This is a genomic window from Nonomuraea africana (assembly GCF_014873535.1).
Classification (GTDB): Bacteria; Actinomycetota; Actinomycetes; order Streptosporangiales; family Streptosporangiaceae; genus Nonomuraea; species Nonomuraea africana.
The window spans coordinates 5,798,505-5,823,519 of record NZ_JADBEF010000001.1; the positions used below are offsets into that span (position 1 = coordinate 5,798,505).

The following is a 25,015-nucleotide window of genomic DNA, read 5'->3' on the forward strand; positions in this document are numbered from 1 at the left end:
CGGGCTGCTACACGTACCGGGGGCGGCCGGCGAGGGCGCCGAAGCCGATCTGCACCACCAGCACGCCGATCAGCAGGAGGAAGGGCACCGTCCAGCCCCCGGTGACGTCGTGCAGCAGTCCGAACAGGAACGGGCCCGCGGCGGCCAGCAGGTATCCGAACCCCTGCGCCATGCCGGAGAGCTTCGCGGTGTCCTCACTCGTCCGCGCCCGCAGCGCGATGGTGGTCAGCGCCAGCGAGAAGACGCTCATCCCCAGGCCGAGCAGCACCGTCCACAGCAGCGGTGAGAAGGACGGCGCGAGCAGCAGGCCGAGCAGCCCCGCCAGCCCGCACGCGCCCAGGCCCACGATCCATCCGCTCTGGCTGCCCCGCCTGGCCGCGAGCGCGGGCACCACCAGGCTGATCGGCAGCGCGAGCAGCGCCAGCAGCCCGAGCAGCAGCCCCGCTTCACCGCGGCTGACCCCTCCGACGTCCATGAGAACCCGGGGCAGCCAGCCGATCACCACGAACGCCAGGAGAGCCTGCAGGCCGAAGAAGACGGTGATGATCCAGGCCAGGCGGTTGCGCAGGAGCGAGCGCCCCTGCCGGTCCGCCTGCGCGGCGGCCCTGAACCCGCCCCTTCTCGCGGCGGCCGTCCACACCACCAGCGCCAGTACGGCAAGCGCGGCCCAGCTGGCCAGTGCCGGCCGCCAGCCCCCGAGCGCGGTGTCGAGCGGCGGGGTCAACGCCGACCCGAGCGTGGCGCCGAGCTGCAGCGAGGCGGTGTAGACGCCGGTCATCAGGCCGATGAGGGCCGGGAACGACTCCTTGACCACCACGGGGATCAGAACGCCCGCGAAGGCGATGCCGGCGGCGGCGACCAGCGTCCCCCCGATCATGAGGAGCGGGCCGTCCAGCACGCGGACCACGAGTCCGCCCGCCAGCATGGCCAGCGCGATGCCGACCGCGGCGCCCACGCCCGCGCGGCGGGCGAGCAGGGGCGCGACCAGGCCGGCGATCGCGAAGCACAGGACGGGAACGGTGGTGAGCAGCCCCGCCCAGGTCTCGCTCGCGCCGAGCGACCCGCGCGTCTCGTCCAGCAGCGGGCCGACGCTGGTCACCGCCGGGCGCAGGTTCAGCGCGGTGAGCGCCACCGCGACCGAGAACAGCACTCCCCCTGCCGCCACTCCGGGAGCGCGGTCCTGACATTCGACAGACATCTCGCTCCTTCGGAACGCCCAAGACGGCCATCCAAGCACACGCGTCATCGCTGCCTTCACCGGCATCGGCTGGCTGGACAGATCGGACCATTCCCCTGGTTGTTCGCCGGCGTTTGGTTCGGGGACACTTGCGGCCCCTTGAATTCCCTGACACAGCAAGCGAACGACGAAGGACGCAGATGAGCCGTAAAGCCATACTGTCGGTGTCGGTGTCGGTGTCGGTGGCCGTGACGATGGTGACCGCGGCCATGGCCGGGCCCGCCGCAGGCGCGACACCGCCCGCCCCCGAGACCACCACCGTGACCCCCGGAGTGACACTGACCTCGCTCTCCCTGGGCGCGAAGGACGCCGACGACTTCTGGACCGTCCACGTGTACCTGCCGGCCACGATCGACGGTCCGCTCGACGTGGCCGGCACGGCGCTCGGCTCGAGGGAGATCGCCGACCGGGTCGCCGCGGCGGTGCGCGACAAGGGCTTCGAACCGCGGATCGAGCAGGTCGACGCGCCCGGCTACGCGGATCACCCCGCGGGTGTGCTCGGCTGGATCGTGCGGGTCGGGCAGTATGCGACCAGCGCCGACGCGTCGGCCATGCTGAGGCGGATCAGGGCGGCCGGCTTCGCCGGCGGCACGCGCTACACCGCGCAGGACGGCGCCGACGCGGGCGCGCCGCAGCGGGTTCACGTGCTCCGCGTCGACTTCCGCGAGTTCCGCGGCACCGTGGGCACCGACTTCGGTCCGGCACTCAACGGCACCGAGAAGCTGACCGACCTCGTCGCCGCGACGGGCGCCCTGGCAGGCGTCAACGCCCAGTGGTTCTACAACAGCGCCCCCGGCGGTCTGTACGTCAAGGACGGCAAGCTGCTCGGCTCGGCGACGCAGGGCCGCGGCGGGATGAGGATCACCCACGGTGGACGCCGGGTCGACGTGGACGCCTACACGGCACACGTGACGGTACGCGCAGGCGGCGAGTCCATGGAGATCGACGGCGTGAACCGCGTGCCTGGCGAGGTCTGGAACTGCGGCGGCGTCGGTGGCGATCTCCCGACCGAGAAGCCGCAGCACGACCTGAAGTGCACCGACGCCAGCGAGCTGGTGCGCTTCACCCCCGAGTGGGGAACGCCACCGGCCGGTGCGGGCGCCGAGGCCGTGCTCGACGCCCGCGGCAAGGTGATCGCGCTCAACACCTCGCGCGGCGCGAGCGTCCCGCCCGGCGGGTCGACGATCCAGGCCATCGGCGACAGCGCGAGCTGGCTCCTCGACCACGCGAAGCCCGGCACCAGGCTGACCGTCTCCGAGCGGGTCGAGGACAGCGCGGGCCGCCTGGTTCCGCTCACCCCCGACACCACGATCCTGCAGGTGGGTCCCACGCTCGTCCGTGACGGGCAGGTATCGGTCAACGCGGCCGCGGACGGGCTGATCCGCGAGGGCACGGATCAGACGTTCACCTACAACTGGGCCGTCCGCGCCAACCCGCGCTCGATGATCGGCATGGATGACCGCGGCAGGCTGATGCTGGTGGTCGTCGACGGGCGGCAGGCCGGCTACAGCGAAGGTCTCGGCATCGCCCAGACCGCCGCGTTGATGCGGCGGCTCGGCGCCGTCGAGGCGATGAACCTCGACGGCGGCGGCTCGAGCGTCATGGTCACGTCGGGCGCCGGCATCGTCAACCGGCCGTCGGACGCCACGGGCGAGCGCTCGCTCGGCAACGTCGTACTGGTCCGCCCGTAGATCTGCCGGACGCTTTCCGGGGAGCAGGTGGAGGACCGCGCCTGCCGGATCGACGGGATCGACCCGGAGACCGGCAGGCGCCGGAAGCAGCGTGTCCGGCACGATCAGGGGGCTCCACGTCCGCCCCGGCGATCTCCACCGGCAGCGAGGAAGATCGACGAGTCGTTCGATCGGCCCGCCAACGAAGAAAACCCCAGCCCGGTATACCGAGCTGGGGGTTTCGTGCTGTGCGCCGCCAGGGACTCGAACCCCGGACCCGCTGATTAAGAGTCAGCTGCTCTAACCAACTGAGCTAGCGGCGCCTGCGGGAAGAAATATACCCGGCTTCTCCACGCAGGTCGAATCAGCGCCAATCAGGGCCACTACCCCTTGCCGGCCAGCCTGGCGTAGATGACCGTGTTGTCGACGTAGTGCCTGGTGCCGGTGTCGAACGCGCCGCCGCAGGTGATCAGCCGCAGCTCGGCACGGCCCGGGTCGGCGTACACCTGGTCGCCGGGAAAGCGGTCCTTCCCACGGCGAGGGCGGCGAGGGAGGCCACCACGCATACGGCGGCCTGTGGCGCGTCCCATCATGGCTATCGGGCGAAGACCTTGGCCATTCCGCCGCCGCCCGTGTGCGGGCCGCGGTGGCAGAAACGGTGGCCATGGTCCCAGCCGTGACCCCCGCCGCAGCCGTGGTCGTCGCCCCAGCCGTGGTCGCCGTCGTGGTCGCCCCAGTGACCGTCGTCGCCCATGGTGATCACGGTGGCGGGCGGGGGCTGTGCCGAAGCGGCGGTCGCTGTAGCGGGACGCCGACGCCGGAGGCCAAGATGAGGCCGGCGGCGACAACTGCGATACGCATCGCGTTTCCTCCTTCAGTGACTGAGAAGTCATGCGAGGAAATCCCCTTATGTCTCGGCCACCGAACCGCGGAACCTGCTTCTTGTCCCGGTCATTACCGCAATAAGGCGGAGCGTCCATTATTGACGCGTTTCGTCACGATTCACAAATCCGCCTAATTCAGGATTTATTGTCATCAGTGCTAGAATAAAGTTCGGTCCCCGCAGACAGGAGCATCGATGTTCAACTCGCCCGCCGACGTGAGCGAGCGCCTCGCCGCCGTTGACTACCTCTCCGACGACTCCATCGCCACCTCGGTGTTCCTGGCCGCCGCCCTCGGCAAGCCGCTGCTCGCGGAGGGCCCCGCCGGTGTGGGCAAGACCCAGCTGGCCAAGGCGGTCGCGCAGGCGACCGGCGCGAACCTCATCAGGCTCCAGTGCTACGAGGGGCTCGACGAGGCCAGGGCGCTGTACGAGTGGAACTACAAGAAGCAGCTCCTGCGCATCCAGGCGACGAGCTCGGACGACGACATCTTCTCCGAGGAGTTCCTGCTGGAGCGGCCGCTGCTCAAGGCGATCAGGAGCGCGGAGCCGACGGTGCTGCTGATCGACGAGACCGACAAGGCCGACGTCGAGGTCGAGGGGCTGCTGCTGGAGCTGCTGTCCGACTTCCAGATCACCATCCCCGAGCTGGGCACGATCGAGGCCACGCTGAGGCCGTTCGTGGTGCTGACCTCCAACGCCACGCGCGAGCTGTCGGAGGCGCTGAAGCGGCGCTGCCTCTATCTGCACATCGAGTACCCGACGCAGGAGCGCGAGCGCGACATCGTGCTGGCGCAGGTGCCGACGCTGCCGGGCGACCTGGCCGAGCAGCTGGCCAGGACGGTGGCCACGCTGCGGGCGCTGGAGCTGAAGAAGGCGCCCTCGGTCGCCGAGACCATCGACTGGGCGCGCACGCTGCTGGCGCTCGGCCGCGAGGAGCTCGACGAGAGCACCGTGGCGGGCACGCTCGGCGTGGTGCTCAAGCACGCCTCCGACCAGGCCAGGGCCCGGAAGGAGCTGGGCCTGTGAGCCTGGTCGACAGGCACGTCGGATTCGTGCACGCACTACGCGAGGCGGGGCTGCCCGTCTCGCTGGCCGAGGGGCTGGACGCGGCGCGGGCGCTGCGGGTGATCGACCTGACCGAGCGTGAGTCGCTGCGCGCCGCGTACGCGGCGACGCTGGTCAAGAAGCCCGCCTACCGCCCGGGCTTCGACATGCTGTTCGACCTCTGGTTCCCGTCGTCGACGTCCGGCATGGACGGCAGGCCCGCCGACGACGCGCCCCTCCCCGACCTGCGGGAGCACCTGTCCAGGCTGCTGGCGGGCGCGACCGATCCCGAGATGAGGGAGTTCGCCAGGGCGATGGTCGAGCGGTTCGGCCGCCAGCCCGCCGCCGAGGGCCGCCAGAACTGGTTCTCCTACAGCGTCATGCGCGCCCTGTCCCCCGAGACGCTCATGGCGCGCATCCTGCAGGGCGTGCCCCGAGGCGGCCTGGAGGAGAAGAGCACGCGCCAGCGCGTCACCGCCAACATCAAGCGCTTCGAGGACGCCGTCGCCACCGACGTGCGCCGCAGGATCGCCGAGGACTCGGGCATCGAGCGCATCGCGCGCTCCGCCGTACGGCCGCCCCTCGACCAGCTGGACTTCCTGCGGATCACCAGGGCGGACCTCGTCAGGCTGCGCAGAGAGGTCCATCCGCTGGCCCGCAGGCTGGCGGCGAGACTGACGATCAGGCAGCGGCACGGCAGGCGGGGACGGCTCGACTTCCGCAGGACCGTGCGGGCCTCGCTGTCGACGGGCGGGGTGCCGATGGACCCCAGGTTCCGGCCGCCCCGCCCGCACAAGCCCGAGCTGGTCATCCTCTGCGACACCAGCGACTCGGTCTCCTCCTTCGCCCATTTCACGCTGCTGCTGACCTACGCGCTCAGGGAGCAGTTCACGAAAGTCCGGGCGTTCGGATTCGTGGACACCGTGGATGAGATCACCCGATTCTTCGCCCCGGGTGGTGACGTGAGCGAGGCCCTGGCAAAACTCGCGACAGAAGCCAATATGTCACGCTTTGGTCGGACAAATTATGGGCGGGCATTCGAGGAATTCGCCGAGAAAGACGTCATCGGCCCGAAAACGAGCCTGCTCATTCTGGGCGACGCGCGTTCCAACTACCAGCCGCCCGCGCTCGACACGCTCAAGCGGCTGGTCAAGGACGCCAGGCACGCCTACTGGCTCAACCCCGAGCCGAGGCGGCAGTGGGACAGCGGCGACTCGCTCGCCACGTCCTACGGCTCGATCGTGCCGATGCGGGAGTGCCGCAACATCGCCCAGCTGGCGGAGTTCATAGAGCGGCTCGCCTAGCCAGCTCCCGCGCCGCGGTGCGGGCCAGCAGCTCGATCTGCTCCTCGGTCAGCACCACCCGCTCCGAGCGCCTGATCAGCTTGGCCGCCATCGACGGCTTGAGCAGCGTGATGCCCTCGCCGTTCACCACGCCGCCGCGCGGCAGCCGCCCGCAGTGGACGGCCAGCATCGGCTGGATGGTCAGCTTGATGCCGGTCTCCTTGCCGAGCAGTTCGGCGAAGGCGCCCGCGGCGGCGACCAGCGGCTTGGCCACGTGCGAGCCGAACTTCTCGCCGAAGAACAGCCGCCCGCCGTACGCGGCGATGTCGGTGTCGGGCGGCCACGACTCGTTGTCGATGATCCAGACCCCGCCGGGGCCGATGACCAGATGGTCGATCGAGGCCTGGCCGCGGATGGCCCTTCCCTGCAGGATGTGGTAGCCATGCCTGCTCAGGCCGCGCTTGAGCTTGCGCTGGGTGATGACCTCACCGTGGCGGCGGCCCCGCCAGACGGAGGTGGCGTTGAAGTTGTGCCACACGATCGCCCAGTCGAGGGCGGCCACGAGGCCGGCGAAGAGCAGTCCGAAGACCGGTGACCACGGCAGGTCGAAGCGGATGGCCAGCGCCACGCCCGCGACGAATCCGAACCCTGCCTTGATCGCCCTGGAGCGCTGCCGGTTCTTCGCGTCCTCACGCCAGAACTTCTCGTACCACCACTGCGGGGACGAGCCAGTGAACTTCTCGTCCTGCTGCACGTAGATTGAACCACCGGGCACGGCAAACTCCCCGAGTTCAGTAGGTTAAACATGGATCTGCCACGCCGAAGATCCCTCGCCGGTCATGAGATACCCAAGGCAACCCTAACTTAGGCGTGATGAGCCCCTACCGGACACTCAACCGACCAGTCGGTATGCTGGTGACCATGGCACAGGATGAACCGGTCAGACAGCGACTGCTCGCGGAGGCGACGCGACTGTTCGCCGAACGCGGCTTCGAGAGCACGTCGGTGCAGGAGATCGTGGTCTCAGCCGGGGTCACCAAGGGGGCGATGTACCACTATTTCGACTCCAAGGATGATCTGCTGCACGAGATCTATGCCCGCGTTCTCCGGATGCAGATGGACCGGCTGACGCGGATCGCCGACGGACCCGGCACCGTGTCCAAGCGGCTGTACGCGGCCGCGGCCGACGTCGTGGAGACGACGGCCGACAACCTCGACGACTCCAAGATCTTCTTCAGGTCCATGCATCTGCTGGCCCCCGAGACGCAGAAGACCGTGCGGGCCGAGCGGCGCCGCTACCACGAGCGCTTCCGCGACCTCGTGGCCGAGGGGCAGCGCGAGGGCGTCTTCCGCGCCGACGTGCCCGCCGACATCGTGGTCGACTACTTCTTCGGCTCGGTGCACCACCTGGGCAGCTGGTATCACGTCGAGGGCCCGCTGACCGGCGCCCAGGTGGGCGCGCAGTTCGCCGACCTGCTGCTCACGTCGTTGCGGCCATAGGGCGCGCGCCACTTCCCCGGTCGCGGGGTCAGGCGAACAGGGCGCGGCCCCAGTGGTCGCCGCCGTCCCGCACCCCTGGCGGGATGGCGAACAGGCCGCTGGAGATGTGCTTGATGTACTCGTTGAGCACGTCGTTCTTTGCCAGCGCCCGCTGCACCGGCACGAACTGGCGATGCGGGTCGCGCTGGTAGGACATGAAGAACAGCCCGGCGTCCAGGCGGCCGAGGCCGTCGGAGCCGTCCACGTAGTTGTAGCCGCGGCGCAGCAGCCTGGCGCCCCCGTTGTGGGCGGGATGCGCCAGCCGGACGTGGGCCACCTCGCCGATCACCGGCGCGCCGTCGGGGCCCTTCCTGGCGAAGTCGGGCTCGTCGAACTCCTTTTTCAGGCCGAGCGGCGCGCCTTCGCGCTTGTCACGGCCGAAGATGGCCTCCTGCTCGGCCAGCGACGTGCGGTCCCAGGTCTCGATGTGCATCCGGATCTTCCTGGTGACCAGGTAGGTGCCGCCGCGCATCCACGCGGGACCGTCCGCCTGCGCGACCCACAGGTGGTCGCGGAGCATCGTGGTGTCCTCCAGCTTCAGGTTGGCGGTGCCGTCCTTGAAGCCCATGAGGTTGCGCGGCGTGGCCTGCGCCCGGGACGTGGACGAGGTGCGGCCGAAGCCGAGCTGGGAGTATCGCACCGACACCCGGCCGAAGCCGATCCTGGCCAGGTTGCGGATCGCGTGCACGGCCACCTGCGGGTCGTTCGCGCACGCCTGCACGCACAGGTCGCCGCCGGACAGCTCAGGCAGCAGCGCGTCGCCGGGGAAGCGCGGCAGGTCGCGCAGCGCCTCCGGCTTCCTGTCCGCCAGCCCGAACCTGTCGTCGAACAGCGAGGCGCCGAACCCGATGGTCAGCGTGAGCTCGGCGGCGGGCAGGCCGAGCGCCTCGCCCGTGTCGTCGGGCGGGGCCTCCGGCACGCCGCCGACCGCGCCGAACGTCCCCGCCTCCTGCCCCTGGGTCATCCGGGCGGCGGCCGCCGTCCACTCCTGGAGCAGCGCGTCGAGCTCGGCGCGGCTGGTGGTGATCACGTCGAACGCGGCGAAGTGCAGCCGGTCCTGGGCGGGGGTGACGATGCCCGCCTGGTGCTCGCCGTAGAAGGCGACGGAGTCGATGGTCGAGGACGCGCTGACGGGCGCGGCCGTGGGCGCGTCGAGCAGCATCCTGGCGCCCGCGACGGACGCTCCCGCCGCGGCGACGCCCGCCGCGCCGAATCCGAGCAGTTTCCTGCGGCTGACCCCGCTCATCGCGTCCTCACCTGGCCACGACCGCGGCGATCTTGCTGACCGGTTCGGCCAGCGCGTTGATCGCGTCGGACAGCTTCTTCAGATCGGCCTTCGACAGCTCGGTGTGCAGCTTCCACCCGTCGCCCTTCCGGTGCACCTCCAGCGCGGCCTCAGCCGCGGCGAACTGCGCGTCGAGCGTCTTCACCAGGTCGGGGGCGCGCTCCTCGAGCACGGGACGCAGCGACTGCACGGCCGCCTTGGAGCCGGCCAGGTTGGCGGCGAAGTCCCAGAGGTCGGTGTGCGAGTAGCGGTCCTCCTCGCCGGTGATCTTGCCGGTGGCCACCTCGTCCAGCAGTTCCTTGGCGCCGTTGCCCAGTTGGAGGGGCGAGAGTTTCTCGCTGTTGGCCTTCTGCACGATCAGCTTCACGTCGGCCATCAGCTGGTCGGCGATCGGGCCCGACTTGCTGACGTCCTTGTCCACCCAGAGGTCGCGCTCGAGGCGATGGAAGCCGGTGAACTCCATGCCCTCCTCGATGACCTCCTCACGACCGTCGATCTTCGGGTCGAGGTCGCCGAAGATCTCCGCGACGGGCTCGATCCGCTCCCAGTAGGTGCGCGCGACGGGGAAGAGCGCCTTGGCCTTCTCCTGCTCGCCCGCCTTCACCGCGTCGACGAACTCCTGCGTCTTGACCAGCAGGGCGTCGGTCTGGCTCTTGACATAGCGCTGGTAGCTCGCGGTCGCGGCGGCGAGCTTGGCGTCGGCGCTGAGCGGCTTTGACTCACCGGTGACCTTCAGCGGCCCGCGGATGCCCCTGCCCACCATGCCCGGCTTGCAGGCCGTCTCGTACACGCCCGCGGGCAGCTCCACGATCAGCTCGCGGGTGAGTCCCGGCACGATGTTCTCCACCTCGGCCATGACCCTGTCGCCCGGCGCGTAGACGTAGAACTCGGTGACCTTGGTGCCGCCATTTGTCACGGCGAACGTGGTGGTCCCCGCGGCAACCTCGGACGTGGCGACGGTGCAGGCCGTGTCACTGGCCGCCACCTTGATCGGTCCACCGGCTGCGGCGGCGGTCCCCGCACCGCTCGGCCGCGTGGTAGGCCCCTCCTGGGAGCAGCCCGCGAGAGCGGCGAGTGCGAGCGCGCCCGTGACGACGAGAGAGGAAGTACGCATGTCGGGTGTCTCCTACTACGAAACGGGTGCGGCGGCCTTGGGCGCGGCGGCCGGGCGGAGGAAGAGGATCAGCACAGGGATCACGTAGACCGCCCAGGCCACCGTCTCGAGAACGCTGGGCGCCGGGGTGATGTTGAACATCCCGGCCAGCAGCGCCGAGTACCACGCTCCGGGGTCGAGCACGCCGGAGATGTCGAAGGCGAGCGTGTTCAGGCCGGGGAGGATCCCGGCCTCCTGCAGGTCGTGCACGCCGTACTTGAGTATGCCGCCCGCCACCAGGATCAGCAGCAGGCCCGTCCAGGTGAAGAACCTGGTGAGGTTGACCCTGATCGCGCTCGCGTAGATCCCCCAGCCGATGACGATCGAGGTGAGCACGCCGAGACTGATGCCGATCAGCGGCTGCGCCGTGGCGGCGGCGCCCTGCGCCGAGGCGTAGAAGAGCAGCGACGTCTCCAGGCCTTCGCGGACCACCGCCAGGAACGCCATCACCGCGACGGCGACCCCGCCCACCTTGAGCGCCTCGCCGAGCTTGGCCCGCAGGTCGCCGGCGATGGTGCGGGCGGCGCCGCGCATCCAGAAGATCATCCAGGTGACGAACACCGTGGCGGCGATGGATGTCAGCGCCTCGAACAGCTCCTGCTGCTCGAAGGAGAGGTTGGCGGCGGTGAACGACAGCAGCGCGCCGAACCCGACCGACAGCGCGACCGCGAGGCCCACGCCTGTCCAGACGAGGGGCAGCTTGTCCCTGCGGTCGCTCTTGACCAGGAAGGCCACCAGGATGGAGACCACAAGAGTCGCCTCCAGGCCCTCCCGCAGTCCGATGAGAAAGCTGGCGAACACGTCGATCCCCTAGGTGAGGCATACCTAATTTAGGCCAGGTTTACCTTACCCACGTCGGTGACAATCCACTCATAGCGGGGTGACATACCGGCCACGCCTGGACGGCTCTCCGTCAGGCGAGGCCGGTTCAGCTCAGGCCGGCCCGGTTCAGCTCAGGCCGGTCCGGTTCAGCTCGGACCGGCCCGGGAAGGTCGGCCAGTTCGGCGAGGGCGTCCCGGTGGTCGCCGGGGGTGCCAAGGGCCAGTTCGGTGGACTTGGCGCGCTTGAGGAACAGGTGGAGTGGATGCTCCCAGGTCATCCCGATTCCGCCGTGGAGCTGCACCGCCTCCTCCGCCACGTGGACCGCCACACCCGCGTTCCACGCCTGCGCGACCGCCGCCGCCAGCGCGGTGCCGTCCGTCGCGGCGCGCGCGGCGGCCCTGGCACGCACGACGTCCAGCCACAGATCGGCGAGCCTGTGCTTGATCGCCTGGAAGGACCCGACGGGCCTGGCGAACTGGTAGCGCTCCTTCACGTAGGCGAGCGTCGTCTCCAGGCACCACTCGGCCACGCCGAGCTGCTCGGAGGCCAGGAGCCCGGCCCCGAACCGCAGCGTCCGCCCCACATCGACCGCGCCCAGCGGCTCGGCGACCGAATCGGCGAACGTGACCGTGGCGATCGGCCTGGTGAGATCGAGCGAGGGCGTCACCTCCACGGTGGCCTCCGCGGCGGGGACCGCGTGCAGCGTCCCGTCCACCGGCACGAGCAGCACGTCTGCCACGTCCGCCCCCGCCACCGCGCTCACGACGCCGGTCAGGCGCCCGTCCGTGACGGTGACCGCGCCCCCGACCTCCCTGTACGGCGAGACGGAGAAGGGCACGACGAGCGCGACCGTGAGATCGCCCTCCGCCACCCCGCGCAGCAGCTCGCCCGCTCCGGCCTGGAGCAGGGCATGGGTGGCGAGCACCGAGCTGGTGAAGAACGGGACCGGCGTCACGGCCCTGCCGAGCTCCTCCAGCACGACCGCCGCCTCGCGCGCCGAGGCGCCCGCTCCGCCGTACTCCTCGGGGATGAGCAGCCCCGCCACGCCGATGTCGCGCGCCAGCGTCTTCCACAGATCCAGGTCGTGCGGCTCGTCCTCCACCCTGGCCAGCACCGCGGCGGGAGGGCAGCGGTCGGCCAGCAGGTCGCGCACGGCGGCCCGCAGCTCGTCCTCGACGTCGGTGTAGAGCAGCGTCATCGCGGCAGGTCCTTCCAGGGCACGTCCTTGTCGACGCGGGGTTCGGAGGGCAGGCCGAGCACCCGCTCGGCGATGATGTTCCGCAGGATCTCCGAGGTGCCGCCCTCGATGGAGTTGCCCTTGGCCCGCAGGTAGCGGTAGCCGGGCCCGCGGCCGAGGAAGTCGACGGAGTCGGAGCGGCGAAAGGCCCAGTCGTCGTAGCCGAGGTCGCGGTTGAACTCGACCTCGAACCCGGTCAGTGCCTGGTTGAGCTTGGCGAACGACAGCTTCATGCCCGAGCCCTCGGGGCCCGGCTGGCCCGCGGCGAGCTGTTCGCGCAGCCGTACCCCCGACAGGCGGGTGACCTCGGCCTCCACCCACAACGCGAGCAGGCGCTGGTACAGATCGTGGGTGCGCAGCTCGGGTCGCTCGCGCCAGGCGTCGGCGACCAGGCCGATCATGCCGCCGCCCCTGCGGACGGGCGCGCCGCCGATGGCCACGCGCTCGTTCATGAGCGTGGTCTGCGCGACCCGCCAGCCGTCGCCGACCTCGCCGAGGCGCAGGTCGTCGGAGAGCCGCACGCCGGTGAGGAAGACCTCGTTGAACTCGGCCTCGCCGGTGATCTGGCGCAGCGGGCGCACGTCCACGCCGGGGGCGTGCATGTCGCAGATGAAGTAGGTCAGGCCGCGGTGCTTGGGCAGGTCGGGGTCCGTCCTCGCGACCAGGATGGCCCAGCGCGCGTGGTGGGCGCCCGACGTCCAGACCTTCTGCCCGTCGACGACCCACTCGTCGCCGTCCCTGACCGCCCGCGTGGCCAGGGTGGCCAGGTCGGAGCCGGCGCCCGGCTCGCTGAAGAGCTGGCACCAGATCTCCTCGCCGGTCCACAGCGGACGCAGGAAGCGCTTCTTCTGCTCCTCCGTGCCGAAGGCGAGGATCGTCGGGGCCGCCATGCCCAGGCCGATCGCCTGGACGCCGGTGTCGAGCTGCGGGGTGTGCGCGAGCGCGCGCTCCACCTCCTGCTGCATCTCTCGCGGCGCGCCGAGGCCGCCGAGGCCCACGGGGAAGTGCACCCACGCCAGGCCCGCGTCGAACCTGGCCCGCAGGAACTCCAGCCGGTCGGAGGGAGCGTTCTCGAGGAACCTGTCGACTACATCCACTTCTTGAGCTCCCTGTGCGCGAGCGACCTCTTGTGCACCTCGTCGGGGCCGTCGGCGAAGCGCAGCGAGCGCACTCCGGCCCAGAGCCCGGCCAGCGGGAAGTCCTGGCTGACGCCGCCCGCGCCATGGACCTGGATGGCCTTGTCGAGGATCCATTCGACGGTCTGAGGTGTGGCGATCTTGATCGCCTGGATCTCGGTGTGCGCGCCCTTGTTGCCGACGGTGTCCATCAGCCACGCGGTCTTGAGCACCAGCAGCCTGAGCTGCTCGACGCGCACCCTGGACTCGGCGATCCAGTCCTGGACCACGCCCTGCTCGGCGATCGCCTTGCCGAACGCCGTGCGGGCGAGGGCCCGCGTGCACATCAGCTCGATCGCCCGCTCGGCCATCCCGATCATGCGCATGCAGTGGTGGATGCGGCCGGGCCCGAGCCTGGCCTGGGCGATCGCGAAGCCGCCGCCCTCCTCGCCGATCAGGTGGTCGGCGGGCACCCGCACGTCCTCGAAGACCACCTCGGCGTGGCCGCCGTGGTCGGCGTCGCTGTAGCCGAAGACGTGCATGCCGCGCTTGATGTGCAGGCCGGGGGCGTCGCGCGGGACGAGCACCATGCTCTGCTGGCGGTGCTTGGGCGCGTCGGGGTCGGTCTTGCCCATGACGATGAGGATCTTGCAGTTCGGGTTCATCGCACCGGAGATGAACCACTTGCGACCGTTGATGACGTACTCGGCGCCGTCCTTGACGATCCGGGTGGAGATGTTGGTGGCGTCGGACGAGGCCACGTCGGGCTCGGTCATGGCGAACGCGGAGCGGATCTCGCCGTCGAGCAGCGGGCGCAGCCACTCCTTGCGCTGCCACTCGCTGCCGAACCCCGCCAGCACCTCCATGTTGCCCGTGTCGGGCGCGGCGCAGTTCGTCGCCGTCGGGGCGATCCTCGGACTGCGCCCCATGATCTCGGCCAGCGGCGCGTACAGCAGGTTCGTCAGCCCCGCGCCGTGCGCACCGGGCAGGAAGAGATTCCACAACCCCCTCTTGCGGGCCTCCTCCTTGAGGTCGGCCATCAGCGGCGGGCTGCCCCAGCCGCTGGTCGCCGCCTGCTCCTCGAAGGCCTCCTCGGCCGGGTAGACGCATTCGTCCATGAAGCGCAGCAGTCGCTCGCGCAGGTCCTCGGTGACGGTGTCGAAGGCGAAGTCCATGAACCGACCCTACCGACCGGCCGGTATGGCTGTCGACAAGTGGTCGCCCGAAATTCTCCCCGGGTGGCCATAAGCGCAGGTGGGGGCGTTCGATACGGTGTGCCGCATGACCGCCAAGCTCCCCTCTCCCGTCGTGCTCGAGAACTCCGTCGTACGGCTGGAGCCGCTCACCTATGACCACGTCCCCGACCTCTTCCTCGCCGGAGGAGCGGACGACGAGGTCTGGCGCTGGCTGTCCGTCCCCACGCCCCGCACCGAGGAGGAGCTCGCGGCGGTGGCCGGCGAGGTGATCGACAACCCCAAGTACGCGGCGCACGCGGTCATTCTGAAGGAGAGCGGCAGGGCCGTCGGGTGGACGACCTACCTCGACGTGCCCGGCTTCGACCAGAGCGTGGAGATCGGCTGGACCTGGTACGGCAGGGCGGTGTGGCGCACGGCGGTCAACACCTCGTGCAAGGTGCTGCTGATCGACCACGCCTTCGAGATAGGCGGTTACAACCGCGTGCAGCTCAAGACCGACCACCTGAACACGCGGTCGCAGGCGGCGATCAGGCGCATCGGCGGGGTGCACGAGGGCACGCTGCGCAGGCACCGGCCGAGGCTCGACGGCACGTGGCGCGACACCGTGGTATTCGGCATCCTGGACGACGAGTGGCCCGCCCACCGCGTCCGCCTCACCCGACACGAGACCCCCTGAGGACGACCGGGCCTGCCCACCCCAGGCGGCTCGCCCGGCGCGAGGCCGCCGATCGGGTCTGCCCAGCGAGCCTTCTCCACGCGAGGCCATCTGAGGGTGACCGGCACGGCCGCGCGTTCAGTGGCCGGGGCCGTCAACGCAGCATGCCGGACAGGAACTCCCTCAGCCCCGCCCTGAGGTCGTCGATCGTGGGCGTCACCCCGGCGCCCGCGATCGCGTCGAACATGATGCCCTCGCCATAGGCCACCAGCTGCCGCCCGTGCCGTACGGGGTCCGCCGAGCCGGCCGCCGCGAGCAGCGCGGCGGCGGGGTCGCGGAACCTGGCGCCCACCCTGTCGTAGATCTCCCGCAGCTCGGGACGGCGCGTCGCCTCCAGGGCCAGCTCGTAGCGGGCGAGCGTGCGCCGCCTGTCGCCCAGCTGGACGGCGAGCACCTCGGCCAGCAGGTCCGCCAGCTCACCGAGCTCCATGCCCTCCGTTCCGAACGGTCCCGCGCTCGCGCCATTCCCGAGGACAGCGCGGGCGTCCCCCGTCGCAGGGGCGAAGGCGTTCTCCTCCAGTTCCGTCAGCCGGTGCAGGGTCAGCTCCAGCAGCGCCGCCCGCGTGCGCGCCAGGTTGGAGGTGGACCCCGGCGGCAGCCCCGCCAGTTCGTCGACCGCCCGGTGGGTCAGCCCGCGCATGCCGCGCTCGGCGAGCAGGGTGATGGCCGCCTCCGCGACGGCCTCCGAACGTTTCACATCACAAAGACTACACTTGTAGTGACACTACGTCTGTAGTAACGTCCGCACTACAGACGTAGTGAGGAGTGACGGCATGTCCAGAGCTGTGGTGATCGGGGCAGGCATCGGCGGGCTGACGGCCGCCGTCGCGCTGGAGCGGCGCGGGTGGCAGGTGACCGTCCTGGAACGCGCGGAGCGGCTCGAAGCCGTGGGCTCGGGCCTGGCGGTCGCCGCCAACGCCCTGAAGGCGCTCGACACGATCGACCTCGGCGACGAGGTCCGCAGGCTCTCCAGGATCCAGGGCACGGGCGGCCTGCGCACGCCGCACGGCAGATGGCTCATCCAGACCAGCGAGCAGAGCGCGGCGGCGCGCTACGGCGACTCCATCGCCATCATGCTGCGCGCCACCCTCGTGGACCTGCTGGCCGACCGAGTGCGCGACCTGCGCCTCGGCACCCCGGTCACCGGCGTCGACGCGGAGAACGGCGTGGTGCGCACGCAGGGTGGCGAGTTCGAGGCCGACCTGGTGGTCGCGGGCGACGGCATCAACTCCGCCACCCGCGCCGCGCTCTTCCCCGGTCATCCCGCGCCCGTCTACTCGGGCGTGACCGCGTGGCGGGTGCTGGTCCCCCAGCCGGGCGGCGTCGTGCAGAGCACCGAGACGTGGGGCAGGGGGCTGGTCGCCGGCGTCCACCCGCTGGCCGACGACCTCGTCTACCTCTATGCCACCGACCTGGCCCCTGCCGGGGAGCCGCACGGCGATGAGCGGGCGGGGCTGCTGCGCAGGTTCGGCGACTGGCACCAGCCGATCCCCGCGCTGCTGGAGTCGGCCAGGCGGGAGGACGTCATCCGCAACGACGTCTACTACCTCGGCACTCCGCTGCCGGCCATGCACAGGGGCAGGGTGGCGCTGCTGGGCGACGCCGCGCACCCCATGACGCCGAACCTGGGGCAGGGGGCCTGCCAGGCTATCGAGGACGCGATCGTCCTGGCCGCCACCGCGCCGGACCTGACCGCCTACACCGAGGCGCGGCTGGCGCGCACCGCCAAGGTGGTGGCTCAGTCGACGAAGATCTGCAGGGCCACCAAGGTGCGCCACCCGCTGGCCGTACGGCTGCGCGAGACGGGAATGGCGCTGGCCGGCAGGCTCAGCTCCGATCTGATGTTGCGCTCGATGGATGAGGTACTGGGATGGACACCTCCGGAGTCGGCCGCGACTGGTCAGGGGCGAGCCGCCCGAGCGTGATCGTGCCGCCGATGGTCAGCGCCGCGGCCAGCAGCGCGGGCACGGCCGTCGAGGGCGAGGTGGGCAGCGGCTCGCCGAGCAGGATCGCGCCGGCGAGCACGGAGGTGATCGGGTCGATGACCTGCACGCCCGCGTATGCGATGCCGAAGTAGCCGACCGCGTAGGACCGCTGGAGCAGCACCACCGCGCAGACCAGCAACGTGGGGATGACCAGCGTGAACCAGTGGACGAGCCGGGAGAGGTCGCCCTCCATGCCGCCCCCCACGACGCGCACGAACGTGGACACGCTCGCGGTGACCACGCCCGCTCCCACCGACAGCAGCAGCGCCTTGGCCGGACCTCGTGACCTGCGCGCCGCCGCGTTCGCGACCAGCACGATGGCCCCGATGACCGCGATGAACCCCAGCGCGGCGGTCGAGGACAGCTCCGGTTTCACGTCCGTGTGCGGCACCAGCAGCGTCAGCCAGAGCAGGCCCACCGCCACGGCGATGGACCCGAGGATCTCCGCCCGGTACGGCTTGCGGCCGTACAGGTAGGCGGCCAGCGGGACCGCGAACACCAGCGTCGCCACCGACACCGGCTGCACGACCACCAGGGGCGCGAAGCTCAGCGCCACCGCGTGCAGGCTGGCGCCGGTGAAGCCGATGACGCCGCCGATCCACCAGCGCGGGCGCCTGACCAGCTTGAGCGAGGCGCCCTCGGCGACCGCCTCGAACTGCTGCAGCGCGGCGCCGACCGCGTATCCCAGTGCCCCGGCGAGGGCGATGACCAGGCCGACCCACGTCATGGGCGCCCGCGCAGGGGCGTGGAACCTCTCAGGAGCATTGCTCCAGCTTAGAGTCCCTGCGCCATGGCTTGAATCAGACTTTAGGAGGACCTCTCAGGACAAACGCAGAACAGATGACCCTCGGGGTCCTGCATGACGACCCAGCCTTCGCCGGGCTGGAACTCGGGCTTGGTGGCGCCGAGCGCCTCGTACTCCTCGACCGCCTTGGCCACGTCGGGCACCCGGAAGTCGAGATGGAACTGCTTGTCGTCACTCGGCCACGCGGGCGCCTTGTAGCCGGGCAGCCGACCGAAGTAGATGCTCGTGGCGCCGTCGCCGACCGCGGAGTACTCGGCCTCGGCGACCTGGATCTCGAAGCCGGTCACCTTGGACCAGAACTCCGCCATCTTCACGGGGTCTTCGCAGTCGATGGAGACGGCGATCAGGCTTGCCTTCGTTGTCATGACGCCAGTCTGGCAGGCATACCTGTCAGCTCCTGTCAGGTACACGAGGGCATAGGGTGAGGGGGTGCCGTACTTCGTGATCTCTCCGCCGCCCGCGCACTAGCGGGCGGCACTCTCCTGTAGTTCTCCGGGTCCTCCGCGATCCGGGGGTGGTTGCCGCCCGCGTACGGGCCGGACGTCGACAACCACTCCTCCCGGAGAGATCAATGACGCAAGTTTCCGTGCGGCGCGGCGTGCTGTACGTCTCGGTGGCCGCGGCCGCCTGGGGCACCGGCGGCGCGGCCGGGTCCCTGCTCTTCCAGTCCACAGGGCTCGGCCCGGTCGGGGTCTCGCTCTGGCGATACCTGCTCGGCGCGCTCTTCCTCATCACGATCATCCGCCGCAGGCCGGCCACCCACCGCAGGATGCTGCTGGTGGGGGCGGGTATGGCGCTCTACCAGACCGCCTACTTCGGTGCGATCGCCGCCTCGGGGGTGGCCATCGCGACGGTGGTCACGATGGGCGCCACGCCGCTGTTCACCGCGGTGGGCGGGCGGATCTTCCTCGGCGAGCGGCTCGACAGGGTCGGCACGGCCTGCGTCGGCGCCGCGCTGCTGGGGCTGATCCTGCTCACGGCCGGGTCGAGCGGCGCGGGCCCCGAGGCCACGGCCACGCTCGCGGGCGTGGGCCTCGCGCTGCTGTCGGCGGCGGGATACGCCGCCGTCACGCTCCACTCCAGGCGGCACCACGACGACCCGTACGGCACCGCCGTGGGCGGGTTCGCCGTGGGCGCGCTGTGCCTGGCGCCGTTCGCCATGACCGACGGCTTCCTGCCAGAGGTCACGCTGCCGACCGTGGCGTTGCTGATCTACCTCGGCGCGGTGCCGACCGCCCTGGCGTACGGGCTGTATTTCCGGAGCCTGTCCGCGCTCAGAGCGACCACCGTGTCGGTGATCTCCCTCGGCGAGGCGGTCGGCGCGGCGGCGCTCGGCGTGCTGCTGTTCGGCGAGCGCCTGACGGCGCTGACCATGGCGGGTTGCCTTGTGTTGCTCGGCGCGGTGGTCGTACTCACCGTGCACGAGCGCGAATGAGCTAGTGTCCGGTACGGCGGGCGCCGCCGTACCGGCACGTACGGGAACCGGTGCCGACCGAGCGCTCGTTGGAGGATTCGTGGCGTCGTTTTCCGGGTTTTTCAGGAACCTTCTGGACCGGCCAGGAGGCCTGAACCTGAGCCCCTACCAGAAGATCGTCGAGGCGGCGGCCAAGCTGTGCTTCCCCGGCGAACTGCCCGAGCCGAAGATGGACGACCTGGCGCAGTTCTGCGCCGTCGTGCGCGAGGCCGCGGACCGGACGCTGGGGCTCAGGCCGTACGACGTGCAGTTGCTGGGCACGCTGGCGCTCCTTCACGGGCACGTGGCCGAGATGGCGACCGGCGAGGGCAAGACGCTGTCGGGCGCCATGGCCGCGGCGGGCTACGCGCTGCAGGGCAAGCGGGTCCACGTGATCTCGGTCAACGACTACCTGGCGCAACGCGACGCGGAGTGGATGGCGCCCTTCTACGCGGCGCTCGACGTCAGCGTCGGCTGGATCAGCCAGAACTCCACGCACGAGGAGCGGCGCGCCGCCTACGAGAAGGACGTCTGTTACGGCCCCGTCAGCGAGATCGGCTTCGACGTGCTGCGCGACAGGATGCGCACCGACGCGAGCGAGATCATCATGCCCGCGCCCGAGGTGGCGCTGGTCGACGAGGCCGACTCCGTGCTGGTGGACGAGGCGCGCGTGCCGCTGGTGCTGGCGGGCGCGGCCGACCCGGGCGACGCCGTGCCCGAGATGGCGGCGCTGGTGCGCACCCTGGTCAGGGGCTACCACTACGAGATCGACGAGCAGTCGCGCAACGTCTTCCTGACGCCGAAGGGCGCCGACAGCGTGGAGTCGATCCTCGGCGTCGAGCTGTACGACGAGAACGAGCCCGGCACGCTGATCGAGCTCAACCTGGCCCTGCACGCGCACGCGCTGCTCACCCGCGACGTCGACTACATCGTGCGCGACGGCAAGGTGCAGCTGATCAACCCCTCGCGCGGCCGCGTGGCGCTGCTGCAGCGCTGGCCCGACGGCCTGCAGGCGGCGGTGGAGGCCAAGGAGGCGCTCTCCCCCACGGAGAAGGGCGAGATCCTCGACCAGATCACCGTGCAGGGGCTGATCAGGCGCTACCCGCAGGTGTGCGGCATGACCGGCACCGCGGTCGCGGTCAGCGAGCAGCTCGGCGAGTTCTACGGGCTGAAGGTGGCGGTCATCCCGCCGAACAAGCCGTGCGTGCGGGTGGACGAGCCCGACCGCCTCTACCCGACCGAGCCCGACAAGGACGCGGCGCTGGTCGAGATGATCCAGGAGATGCACGCCACGGGGCGGCCGATCCTCATCGGCACCCTCGACGTGGCCGAGTCGGAGAACCTGGCCAAGCTGCTGCAGCGCCGCGGCATGGAGCCGGTCGTGCTCAACGCCAAGAACGACGCGGAGGAGGCCGCGATCATCGCCAGGGCGGGCGAGCTGCGCGCGATCACCGTCTCCACCCAGATGGCGGGCCGCGGCACCGACATCCGCCTCGGAGAGGGCGTGGCCGAGCTCGGCGGCCTGTACGTGATCGGCTCGGGCCGGCACGTCAGCAGCCGCCTCGACGACCAGCTGCGCGGGCGCGCGGGCCGCCAGGGCGACCCCGGCGGCTCGGTCTTCTTCGCGAGCATGCGCGACGACCTCATCACCCAGTACGTGCCGGACGAGCGCCCGCCCGCCGCCGACCCCGACGGTGTCGTACGGCACCGCCGCGGCGCCTACCTCATCGGCCACGCGCAGCGCGTCGCCGAGGGCGTCAACCTGGAGATCCACCGCAACACCTGGCGCTACACCCGCCTGCTCGAGCACCAGCGCGAGCTCATCCTCGAATGGCGGGACAAGGTCCTGCACACCGACGCGGCCGCCGAGGCGCTGGCCAAGGCCGACCCCGAGCGCTGGGCCTCGCTCGACGACGACTCCCGCGACGAGCGCGCCAGGCAGATAGTCCTGCACGCGATCGACACCTGCTGGACCGAGCACCTGGCGTTCCTGAGCGACCTGCGCGAGGGCATCCACCTGCGGGCGCTGGGCCGCATGAGCCCGGTCGACGAGTTCCAGCGCGAGGCGGTGGCGGAGTACAAGACGTTGCTGGCGGAGGTGGAGCGGCGCTCGCTCGAGTCGTTCGAGGAGCCGGGCCGCGACCTGAAGCGCCCGTCGGCGACGTGGACGTACATGGTGCAGGAGAATCCGTTCGGCACCGAATGGGACCGCATTCTGAAGAGGGTCACCTCGGCTGTCCGGCACGGGTAAAGGCAGCGTGATGAACGGTGACGAACATCGTCGTCGACTGGATTCTCCTGGCGCTGGCCGTTTTTCTGGCGGCGCTCGGGAATGCCGTTCTCATCACCGGGCGCATTCCCAGGGGAACGCCCCAGCGGCGCAAAGTCATCAATCCGCGCCTGCAGGGATGGGCATACCTGCTGATGGCGGCGGCGTGCGCCTTGATGATCCTGCAGAACGCCGGCCTGCCGGACGAGATGAAAACGCTGGGACTGGTCTTGTACGGGGTGTGCCTGCTGAGCTCCGCCGGAATCGCGCGCTGGAACACGCGCGGCCGTCCGGCGGTTAGCGCGCAGCCGCCAGGGTAGTGGGGGCGGGCCCGAGAAAGACGAAAGAAGAGAGGGAGAGAGCACCAATGGAGCTCTGGAACTATCGTCCTGACGTCTACGACCGGAACCAGAGTCTGGACCTCGTGGGTTACCACGTCCAGGCGACGGACGGCAAGATCGGGTCAATCGACGAGGCGACCTACGAGGTCGGCGAGAGCTACGTCATCATCGACACCGGACCGTGGATCTTCGGTAAGAAGGTCATGCTGCCCGCCTCGGTGATCACTCGCATCGACCCGCAGGAGCGCAACGTCTACGTCTCCAGGACGAAGGAAGAGATCAAGAACGCTCCCGAGTTCGACGAGGGTTCGTTCAAGGAGCCGGACTATCGGCAGCGGCTGGGCGACTACTACGGCCGCTTCCCTCAGACCTTCTGACACGAGGAGGCGGAAGGGCCGCGCCCACCGGGCGCGGCCCTTTCTCATGGCCACTTGGGGTCCATGACCGCCTCGACCGGCTTGTCGATGATCTCAAGGCGTTCCAGCAGCGTCAGGAAGGTGAAGGCGTAGGGCGAGTGCTCGGTCACCGCGGCCACCCTGTTCCAGTCGACCTGCTCGCGCAGCGCCCGCACCTGCGGCAGCAGCGAGCCGTAGTCGCAGGAGTGCTCCGACATCGGCAGCAACCAGGAGATGACCAGGTCGGTGGCCTCCAGCACGGGCACGATCACCGCCGAAGCCGGCAGCGACTCGGCCCTGGCCAGCAGGCCCTCGGTGACCGACCGGTCGGCGATCCTGAAGATCAGGTCCACCAGGCGGCCTTCGTCATAGGCCTTGACCAGCCAGTCCTCCGGCGGTTTCGCGGTGGTGAAGCCGATCCTGGCCAGACCCTCCAACGCGGCGGGCACGTCCTTCTCCATCAGCACGAAATCCACGTCGTGCAGCGAGGGAGCCGCTCCCCTGGCATAGGCGGCGCAGCCGCCCGCGAGCGCGAACGGCACGCCGGACTCCTTGAGCCCGGTGCTGGCTCTCTTCAACGTCTCCAGGATGGAATCGGTGACCTCGTGGCTGTGGCTGCCCATGTGACGCCAGCTACCCGCACGCTCGGCGACTAGACCTGCCGAGCAGGGGTAGCGGGCACTCCATGACGGAGATCACCGAGGAGTACGGCCGCCCGGTCGGCGGCTACCTGCGGATCATGGCAGCGTACGGCGGGGCCGTCACGGCCGCGGCCGCGCTGGCCGTCTTCCTGGGGAAGAAACCGCCCGAGCGGATCGGCGTGCTCGATCTCTTCCTCATGGGCGTGAGCACCCACCGGATGTCGCGCACGCTCGCCAAGGACAGCGTGACCAGCCCGCTGCGCGCCCCCTTCACCAGGTTCGACGGGGTGAGCGGCCCCGCCGAGCTGAAGGAGGAGCCGCGGGGCGCGGTGGGCGAGCTGGTCGCCTGCCCCTTCTGCCTCGCGCAGTGGGTGGCCACCGCCTACGCCGTGGGACTGGTCTTCGCGCCTCGGCTGACCCGCCTGGCGGGCTCGACGATGACGGCGGTGGCCGTCTCCGACTGGCTGCAGCTCGGCTACGCCAAGCTCATGAAGGAGGCCGAGTGAAAGAGGAGCGGGCCGAACCCGGCGAGAGCCACAAGGAGCGGGTGGATCGCGAGCTGGCCGAGCTGCTGCAGGGGCTGCGGGTGGCGGTCACCGGCGTGCAGGTGCTGTTCGCCTTCCTGCTCACCGTCCCGTTCCAGGTGGGTTTCGTCAAGGTCGACGCCCTGGGCCGGTGGCTGTTCTTCATCTCGCTGATGGCCGCGGCGTTCGCCTCCGTCTGCTTCATCGCCCCCGCCGCCCAGCACCGGCTCCTCTTCCGCACCGGGCTGAAGGAGAAGATGCTGCACCGGGCCAACGAGCTGGGCGTGGCGGGTGCGATGTTCCTCCTGGTGGCGATGACCAGCGCGGTCGCCCTCGTCACCGAAACGGTGATCAACAACTGGCAGGCCGCGCTGTTCGCCGCCGCCGTGGCGCTGACCGGTGTCTGGTTCTGGCTGCTCCAGCCGCTGCTCGACCTCTACCGGAGCCGGGGCAGTACCTCGGCCGAGTAGAACGCGAAGAACGCGTCCTGGTCGGGTCCGATCTGGTTGACGTAGATCTCGTCGAATCCGGCGTCGACGTACTTCCTGATGGCCTGGACGTGCGCCTCGGGGTCGGGTCCGCACGGGCTCGACCCGGCCGCCTCCTCCTCGGTGACCATCTCGGCCAGCTGCTCGAAGTGCCTGGGCAGCGGCAGCAGCTGGGAGGCCTCGCCCTTGATGCCCTGCGTGGGCCAGAGCCGGTGGACCGTCGCCCTGGCCTGCGCCTCGTCGGGGGCGTAGCAGACCTTCAGCCCGCCCGCCGCGGGCTTGCTCTCGCCGCCCGACTTGTGGAACAGCTCGACCAGCTCGGCGGTGGGTCCGGTGGTGATGTAGCCGTCGGCGATGCGGCCCGCCAGCTCGACGGACTTGTCGCCGAACCCCGACATGTAGATCGGCGGCGGCTGGTCGGGCAGGGTGTAGAGCCTGGCGGTGTCGACGCGGTAGTGAGTGCCCCTGTGCGTGACGAGGTCGCCCTGCCACAGCTTGCGTATGACGTCGACGGCCTCCTCCAGCATCTCCAGGCGCTCCTCGGCGGGCGGCCAGGCCGTACCCGTGATGTGCTCGTTGAGCGCCTCGCCGGTGCCGATGCCCAGGCGGAAGCGGCCCTCGCACATGGCGGCGCTGGTGGCCGCGGCCTGGGCGACGACGGCGGGGTGGATGCGGATCAGCGGACAGGTGACGGCCGTGGTGACGGGCAGCCTGGTGGTCGCCGCGATGCCGCCGATCACCGACCACACGAACGGGCTCTGACCCTGTTCGTCCAGCCACGGGTGGTAATGGTCGGAAATCCACAGCGCCTCGAAGCCGGATTGCTCGGCCAACTGGGCCTGGCGGACGAGCTCGTTGGGGCCGTGTTCCTCTGATGACAGGAAATAGCCGAATGTTGTCATAAATCGGCCCCTTCCCGGCGGGTTGAATGTTAG

At 70.3% G+C, this 25,015-nt stretch carries 27 protein-coding genes and 1 tRNA gene; 12 read left to right on the forward strand and 16 right to left on the reverse strand.

All coding sequences use genetic code 11. The annotated features are described in order from the left end of the window. Window positions 1–7 precede the first annotated feature (7 nt). Window positions 8–1,198, reverse strand: a complete 1,191-nt coding sequence (locus H4W81_RS27500) for an MFS transporter (protein ID WP_225958818.1) — start codon at window positions 1,196–1,198, stop codon at window positions 8–10. A gap of 179 nt (window positions 1,199–1,377) precedes the next feature. Here H4W81_RS27500 and H4W81_RS27505 point away from each other — a divergent pair, with 179 nt between their 5' ends. After that, window positions 1,378–2,928 carry a phosphodiester glycosidase family protein gene (locus tag H4W81_RS27505; protein WP_192777471.1) on the forward strand — a complete coding sequence of 517 codons (1,551 nt, stop codon included), beginning with the start codon at window positions 1,378–1,380 and terminating at the stop codon, window positions 2,926–2,928. A 228-nt stretch (window positions 2,929–3,156) separates the two neighbouring features. Here the strand turns inward: H4W81_RS27505 and H4W81_RS27510 are convergent. The 3 genes from H4W81_RS27510 to H4W81_RS27520 all read right to left on the reverse strand — a co-directional run bounded on the left by H4W81_RS27510 (window position 3,157) and on the right by H4W81_RS27520 (window position 3,661). Then, a tRNA-Lys gene (locus H4W81_RS27510) sits at window positions 3,157–3,230 on the reverse strand. A gap of 60 nt (window positions 3,231–3,290) precedes the next feature. Next, window positions 3,291–3,473, reverse strand: coding sequence for a class F sortase (locus tag H4W81_RS27515; protein WP_192777472.1), 183 nt, complete (start codon window positions 3,471–3,473; stop codon window positions 3,291–3,293). Window positions 3,474–3,502: 29 nt separating this feature from the next. Beyond that, complete coding sequence (locus H4W81_RS27520) at window positions 3,503–3,661, reverse strand: hypothetical protein (protein ID WP_192777473.1); 159 nt, start codon at window positions 3,659–3,661, stop codon at window positions 3,503–3,505. Window positions 3,662–3,985: 324 nt separating this feature from the next. On the opposite strand from H4W81_RS27520, the gene H4W81_RS27525 reads away from it, so the two are divergent. Beyond that, window positions 3,986–4,816, forward strand: a complete 831-nt coding sequence (locus H4W81_RS27525) for an AAA family ATPase (protein ID WP_192777474.1) — start codon at window positions 3,986–3,988, stop codon at window positions 4,814–4,816. After that, window positions 4,813–6,138, forward strand: coding sequence for a vWA domain-containing protein (locus tag H4W81_RS27530; protein ID WP_192777475.1), 1,326 nt, complete (start codon window positions 4,813–4,815; stop codon window positions 6,136–6,138). The genes H4W81_RS27525 and H4W81_RS27530 overlap by 4 nt, the downstream gene beginning before the upstream one ends. Here H4W81_RS27530 and H4W81_RS27535 read toward each other — a convergent pair. Then, a complete protein-coding gene (locus H4W81_RS27535; protein WP_192777476.1) occupies window positions 6,119–6,892 on the reverse strand; it encodes a nuclease-related domain-containing protein in 774 nt (257 codons plus the stop codon). The genes H4W81_RS27530 and H4W81_RS27535 overlap by 20 nt on opposite strands. A 146-nt stretch (window positions 6,893–7,038) precedes the next feature. Here H4W81_RS27535 and H4W81_RS27540 point away from each other — a divergent pair, with 146 nt between their 5' ends. Next, on the forward strand, window positions 7,039–7,617 hold the full coding sequence (locus H4W81_RS27540) for a TetR/AcrR family transcriptional regulator (RefSeq protein ID WP_192777477.1): 579 nt from the start codon (window positions 7,039–7,041) through the stop codon (window positions 7,615–7,617). 28 nt (window positions 7,618–7,645) lie between these two features. On the opposite strand, the gene efeB is transcribed toward H4W81_RS27540, so the two are convergent. The 6 genes from efeB to H4W81_RS27570 form a co-directional block, all read right to left on the reverse strand. Further along, window positions 7,646–8,902: an iron uptake transporter deferrochelatase/peroxidase subunit gene (gene efeB / locus H4W81_RS27545; RefSeq protein ID WP_192777478.1), complete on the reverse strand. Its 1,257-nt coding sequence runs from the start codon at window positions 8,900–8,902 to the stop codon at window positions 7,646–7,648. A gap of 7 nt (window positions 8,903–8,909) precedes the next feature. Next, window positions 8,910–10,055 (reverse strand): iron uptake system protein EfeO, encoded by a 1,146-nt coding sequence (gene efeO, locus H4W81_RS27550; RefSeq protein ID WP_192777479.1) that lies wholly within the window; start codon window positions 10,053–10,055, stop codon window positions 8,910–8,912. Between the two features lie 15 nt (window positions 10,056–10,070). Beyond that, window positions 10,071–10,895 carry an iron uptake transporter permease EfeU gene (efeU, locus tag H4W81_RS27555; RefSeq protein ID WP_192777480.1) on the reverse strand — a complete coding sequence of 275 codons (825 nt, stop codon included), beginning with the start codon at window positions 10,893–10,895 and terminating at the stop codon, window positions 10,071–10,073. Window positions 10,896–11,022: 127 nt separating this feature from the next. Next, entirely contained in the window at window positions 11,023–12,114 is a 1,092-nt protein-coding gene (locus tag H4W81_RS27560; protein WP_192777481.1) for an acyl-CoA dehydrogenase family protein, read from the reverse strand. Further along, entirely contained in the window at window positions 12,111–13,250 is a 1,140-nt protein-coding gene (locus H4W81_RS27565; RefSeq protein ID WP_318781996.1) for an acyl-CoA dehydrogenase family protein, read from the reverse strand. Before H4W81_RS27565 ends, H4W81_RS27560 begins: the two co-directional genes overlap by 4 nt. Further along, a complete protein-coding gene (locus tag H4W81_RS27570; protein WP_192777482.1) occupies window positions 13,241–14,443 on the reverse strand; it encodes an acyl-CoA dehydrogenase family protein in 1,203 nt (400 codons plus the stop codon). The genes H4W81_RS27565 and H4W81_RS27570 overlap by 10 nt, the downstream gene beginning before the upstream one ends. A 106-nt stretch (window positions 14,444–14,549) precedes the next feature. On the opposite strand from H4W81_RS27570, the gene H4W81_RS27575 reads away from it, so the two are divergent. Then, entirely contained in the window at window positions 14,550–15,140 is a 591-nt protein-coding gene (locus tag H4W81_RS27575) for a GNAT family N-acetyltransferase (protein ID WP_192777483.1), read from the forward strand. A 133-nt stretch (window positions 15,141–15,273) separates the two neighbouring features. Here H4W81_RS27575 and H4W81_RS27580 read toward each other — a convergent pair whose 3' ends face one another. Next, window positions 15,274–15,876: a TetR/AcrR family transcriptional regulator gene (locus H4W81_RS27580; protein ID WP_318781997.1), complete on the reverse strand. Its 603-nt coding sequence runs from the start codon at window positions 15,874–15,876 to the stop codon at window positions 15,274–15,276. A 76-nt stretch (window positions 15,877–15,952) separates the two neighbouring features. Between H4W81_RS27580 and H4W81_RS27585 the strand changes: the two genes are divergently transcribed. Beyond that, window positions 15,953–17,104 (forward strand): FAD-dependent oxidoreductase, encoded by a 1,152-nt coding sequence (locus tag H4W81_RS27585; RefSeq protein WP_192777484.1) that lies wholly within the window; start codon window positions 15,953–15,955, stop codon window positions 17,102–17,104. Here H4W81_RS27585 and H4W81_RS27590 read toward each other — a convergent pair. Together H4W81_RS27590 and H4W81_RS27595 are read right to left on the reverse strand one after the other, a co-directional pair. Then, window positions 17,007–17,891: a DMT family transporter gene (locus H4W81_RS27590; RefSeq protein ID WP_192777485.1), complete on the reverse strand. Its 885-nt coding sequence runs from the start codon at window positions 17,889–17,891 to the stop codon at window positions 17,007–17,009. The genes H4W81_RS27585 and H4W81_RS27590 overlap by 98 nt on opposite strands. 80 nt (window positions 17,892–17,971) lie before the next feature. After that, a complete protein-coding gene (locus tag H4W81_RS27595; RefSeq protein ID WP_192777486.1) occupies window positions 17,972–18,334 on the reverse strand; it encodes a VOC family protein in 363 nt (120 codons plus the stop codon). A 206-nt stretch (window positions 18,335–18,540) separates the two neighbouring features. Here H4W81_RS27595 and H4W81_RS27600 point away from each other — a divergent pair, with 206 nt between their 5' ends. From H4W81_RS27600 to H4W81_RS27615, 4 genes are all read left to right on the forward strand, one after another. Continuing rightward, window positions 18,541–19,404, forward strand: coding sequence for a DMT family transporter (locus H4W81_RS27600; RefSeq protein ID WP_192777487.1), 864 nt, complete (start codon window positions 18,541–18,543; stop codon window positions 19,402–19,404). 79 nt (window positions 19,405–19,483) lie between these two features. Beyond that, window positions 19,484–21,673 (forward strand): accessory Sec system translocase SecA2, encoded by a 2,190-nt coding sequence (gene secA2 / locus H4W81_RS27605; RefSeq protein ID WP_192777488.1) that lies wholly within the window; start codon window positions 19,484–19,486, stop codon window positions 21,671–21,673. A 17-nt stretch (window positions 21,674–21,690) separates the two neighbouring features. Next, window positions 21,691–22,011 (forward strand): hypothetical protein, encoded by a 321-nt coding sequence (locus H4W81_RS27610; RefSeq protein ID WP_192777489.1) that lies wholly within the window; start codon window positions 21,691–21,693, stop codon window positions 22,009–22,011. Window positions 22,012–22,058: 47 nt separating this feature from the next. Further along, a complete protein-coding gene (locus H4W81_RS27615) occupies window positions 22,059–22,409 on the forward strand; it encodes a PRC-barrel domain-containing protein (RefSeq protein WP_192777490.1) in 351 nt (116 codons plus the stop codon). A gap of 44 nt (window positions 22,410–22,453) precedes the next feature. On the opposite strand, the gene H4W81_RS27620 is transcribed toward H4W81_RS27615, so the two are convergent. After that, complete coding sequence (locus H4W81_RS27620; protein ID WP_192777491.1) at window positions 22,454–23,050, reverse strand: nucleotidyltransferase family protein; 597 nt, start codon at window positions 23,048–23,050, stop codon at window positions 22,454–22,456. A 62-nt stretch (window positions 23,051–23,112) separates the two neighbouring features. Between H4W81_RS27620 and H4W81_RS27625 the strand changes: the two genes are divergently transcribed. After that, the gene (locus H4W81_RS27625; protein ID WP_192777492.1) at window positions 23,113–23,574 is read left to right on the forward strand and encodes a DUF1360 domain-containing protein; all 462 of its coding nucleotides are present in this window, start codon (window positions 23,113–23,115) and stop codon (window positions 23,572–23,574) included. Next, window positions 23,571–24,062 (forward strand): DUF6328 family protein, encoded by a 492-nt coding sequence (locus tag H4W81_RS27630; protein ID WP_192777493.1) that lies wholly within the window; start codon window positions 23,571–23,573, stop codon window positions 24,060–24,062. The genes H4W81_RS27625 and H4W81_RS27630 overlap by 4 nt, the downstream gene beginning before the upstream one ends. Here the strand turns inward: H4W81_RS27630 and H4W81_RS27635 are convergent. Beyond that, a complete protein-coding gene (locus tag H4W81_RS27635; RefSeq protein WP_192777494.1) occupies window positions 24,029–24,982 on the reverse strand; it encodes an LLM class F420-dependent oxidoreductase in 954 nt (317 codons plus the stop codon). The genes H4W81_RS27630 and H4W81_RS27635 overlap by 34 nt on opposite strands. Window positions 24,983–25,015: the final 33 nt, after the last annotated feature.

Bases quoted from the DNA above. Each gene is read 5' to 3' on its own strand.
- H4W81_RS27500 (WP_225958818.1), bottom strand. From the start codon at position 1,198: ATGTCTGTCGAATGTCAGGACCGCGCTCCCGGAGTGGCGGCAGGGGGA.
- H4W81_RS27505 (WP_192777471.1), top strand. From the start codon at position 1,378: ATGAGCCGTAAAGCCATACTGTCGGTGTCGGTGTCGGTGTCGGTGGCC.
- H4W81_RS27515 (WP_192777472.1), bottom strand. From the start codon at position 3,473: ATGCGTGGTGGCCTCCCTCGCCGCCCTCGCCGTGGGAAGGACCGCTTT.
- H4W81_RS27520 (WP_192777473.1), bottom strand. From the start codon at position 3,661: ATGGGCGACGACGGTCACTGGGGCGACCACGACGGCGACCACGGCTGG.
- H4W81_RS27525 (WP_192777474.1), top strand. From the start codon at position 3,986: ATGTTCAACTCGCCCGCCGACGTGAGCGAGCGCCTCGCCGCCGTTGAC.
- H4W81_RS27540 (WP_192777477.1), top strand. From the start codon at position 7,039: ATGGCACAGGATGAACCGGTCAGACAGCGACTGCTCGCGGAGGCGACG.
- efeB (WP_192777478.1), bottom strand. From the start codon at position 8,902: ATGAGCGGGGTCAGCCGCAGGAAACTGCTCGGATTCGGCGCGGCGGGC.
- efeO (WP_192777479.1), bottom strand. From the start codon at position 10,055: ATGCGTACTTCCTCTCTCGTCGTCACGGGCGCGCTCGCACTCGCCGCT.
- H4W81_RS27560 (WP_192777481.1), bottom strand. From the start codon at position 12,114: ATGACGCTGCTCTACACCGACGTCGAGGACGAGCTGCGGGCCGCCGTG.
- H4W81_RS27570 (WP_192777482.1), bottom strand. From the start codon at position 14,443: ATGGACTTCGCCTTCGACACCGTCACCGAGGACCTGCGCGAGCGACTG.
- H4W81_RS27575 (WP_192777483.1), top strand. From the start codon at position 14,550: ATGACCGCCAAGCTCCCCTCTCCCGTCGTGCTCGAGAACTCCGTCGTA.
- H4W81_RS27585 (WP_192777484.1), top strand. From the start codon at position 15,953: ATGTCCAGAGCTGTGGTGATCGGGGCAGGCATCGGCGGGCTGACGGCC.
- H4W81_RS27590 (WP_192777485.1), bottom strand. From the start codon at position 17,891: ATGACGTGGGTCGGCCTGGTCATCGCCCTCGCCGGGGCACTGGGATAC.
- H4W81_RS27595 (WP_192777486.1), bottom strand. From the start codon at position 18,334: ATGACAACGAAGGCAAGCCTGATCGCCGTCTCCATCGACTGCGAAGAC.
- H4W81_RS27600 (WP_192777487.1), top strand. From the start codon at position 18,541: ATGACGCAAGTTTCCGTGCGGCGCGGCGTGCTGTACGTCTCGGTGGCC.
- H4W81_RS27615 (WP_192777490.1), top strand. From the start codon at position 22,059: ATGGAGCTCTGGAACTATCGTCCTGACGTCTACGACCGGAACCAGAGT.
- H4W81_RS27620 (WP_192777491.1), bottom strand. From the start codon at position 23,050: ATGGGCAGCCACAGCCACGAGGTCACCGATTCCATCCTGGAGACGTTG.
- H4W81_RS27625 (WP_192777492.1), top strand. From the start codon at position 23,113: ATGACGGAGATCACCGAGGAGTACGGCCGCCCGGTCGGCGGCTACCTG.
- H4W81_RS27635 (WP_192777494.1), bottom strand. From the start codon at position 24,982: ATGACAACATTCGGCTATTTCCTGTCATCAGAGGAACACGGCCCCAAC.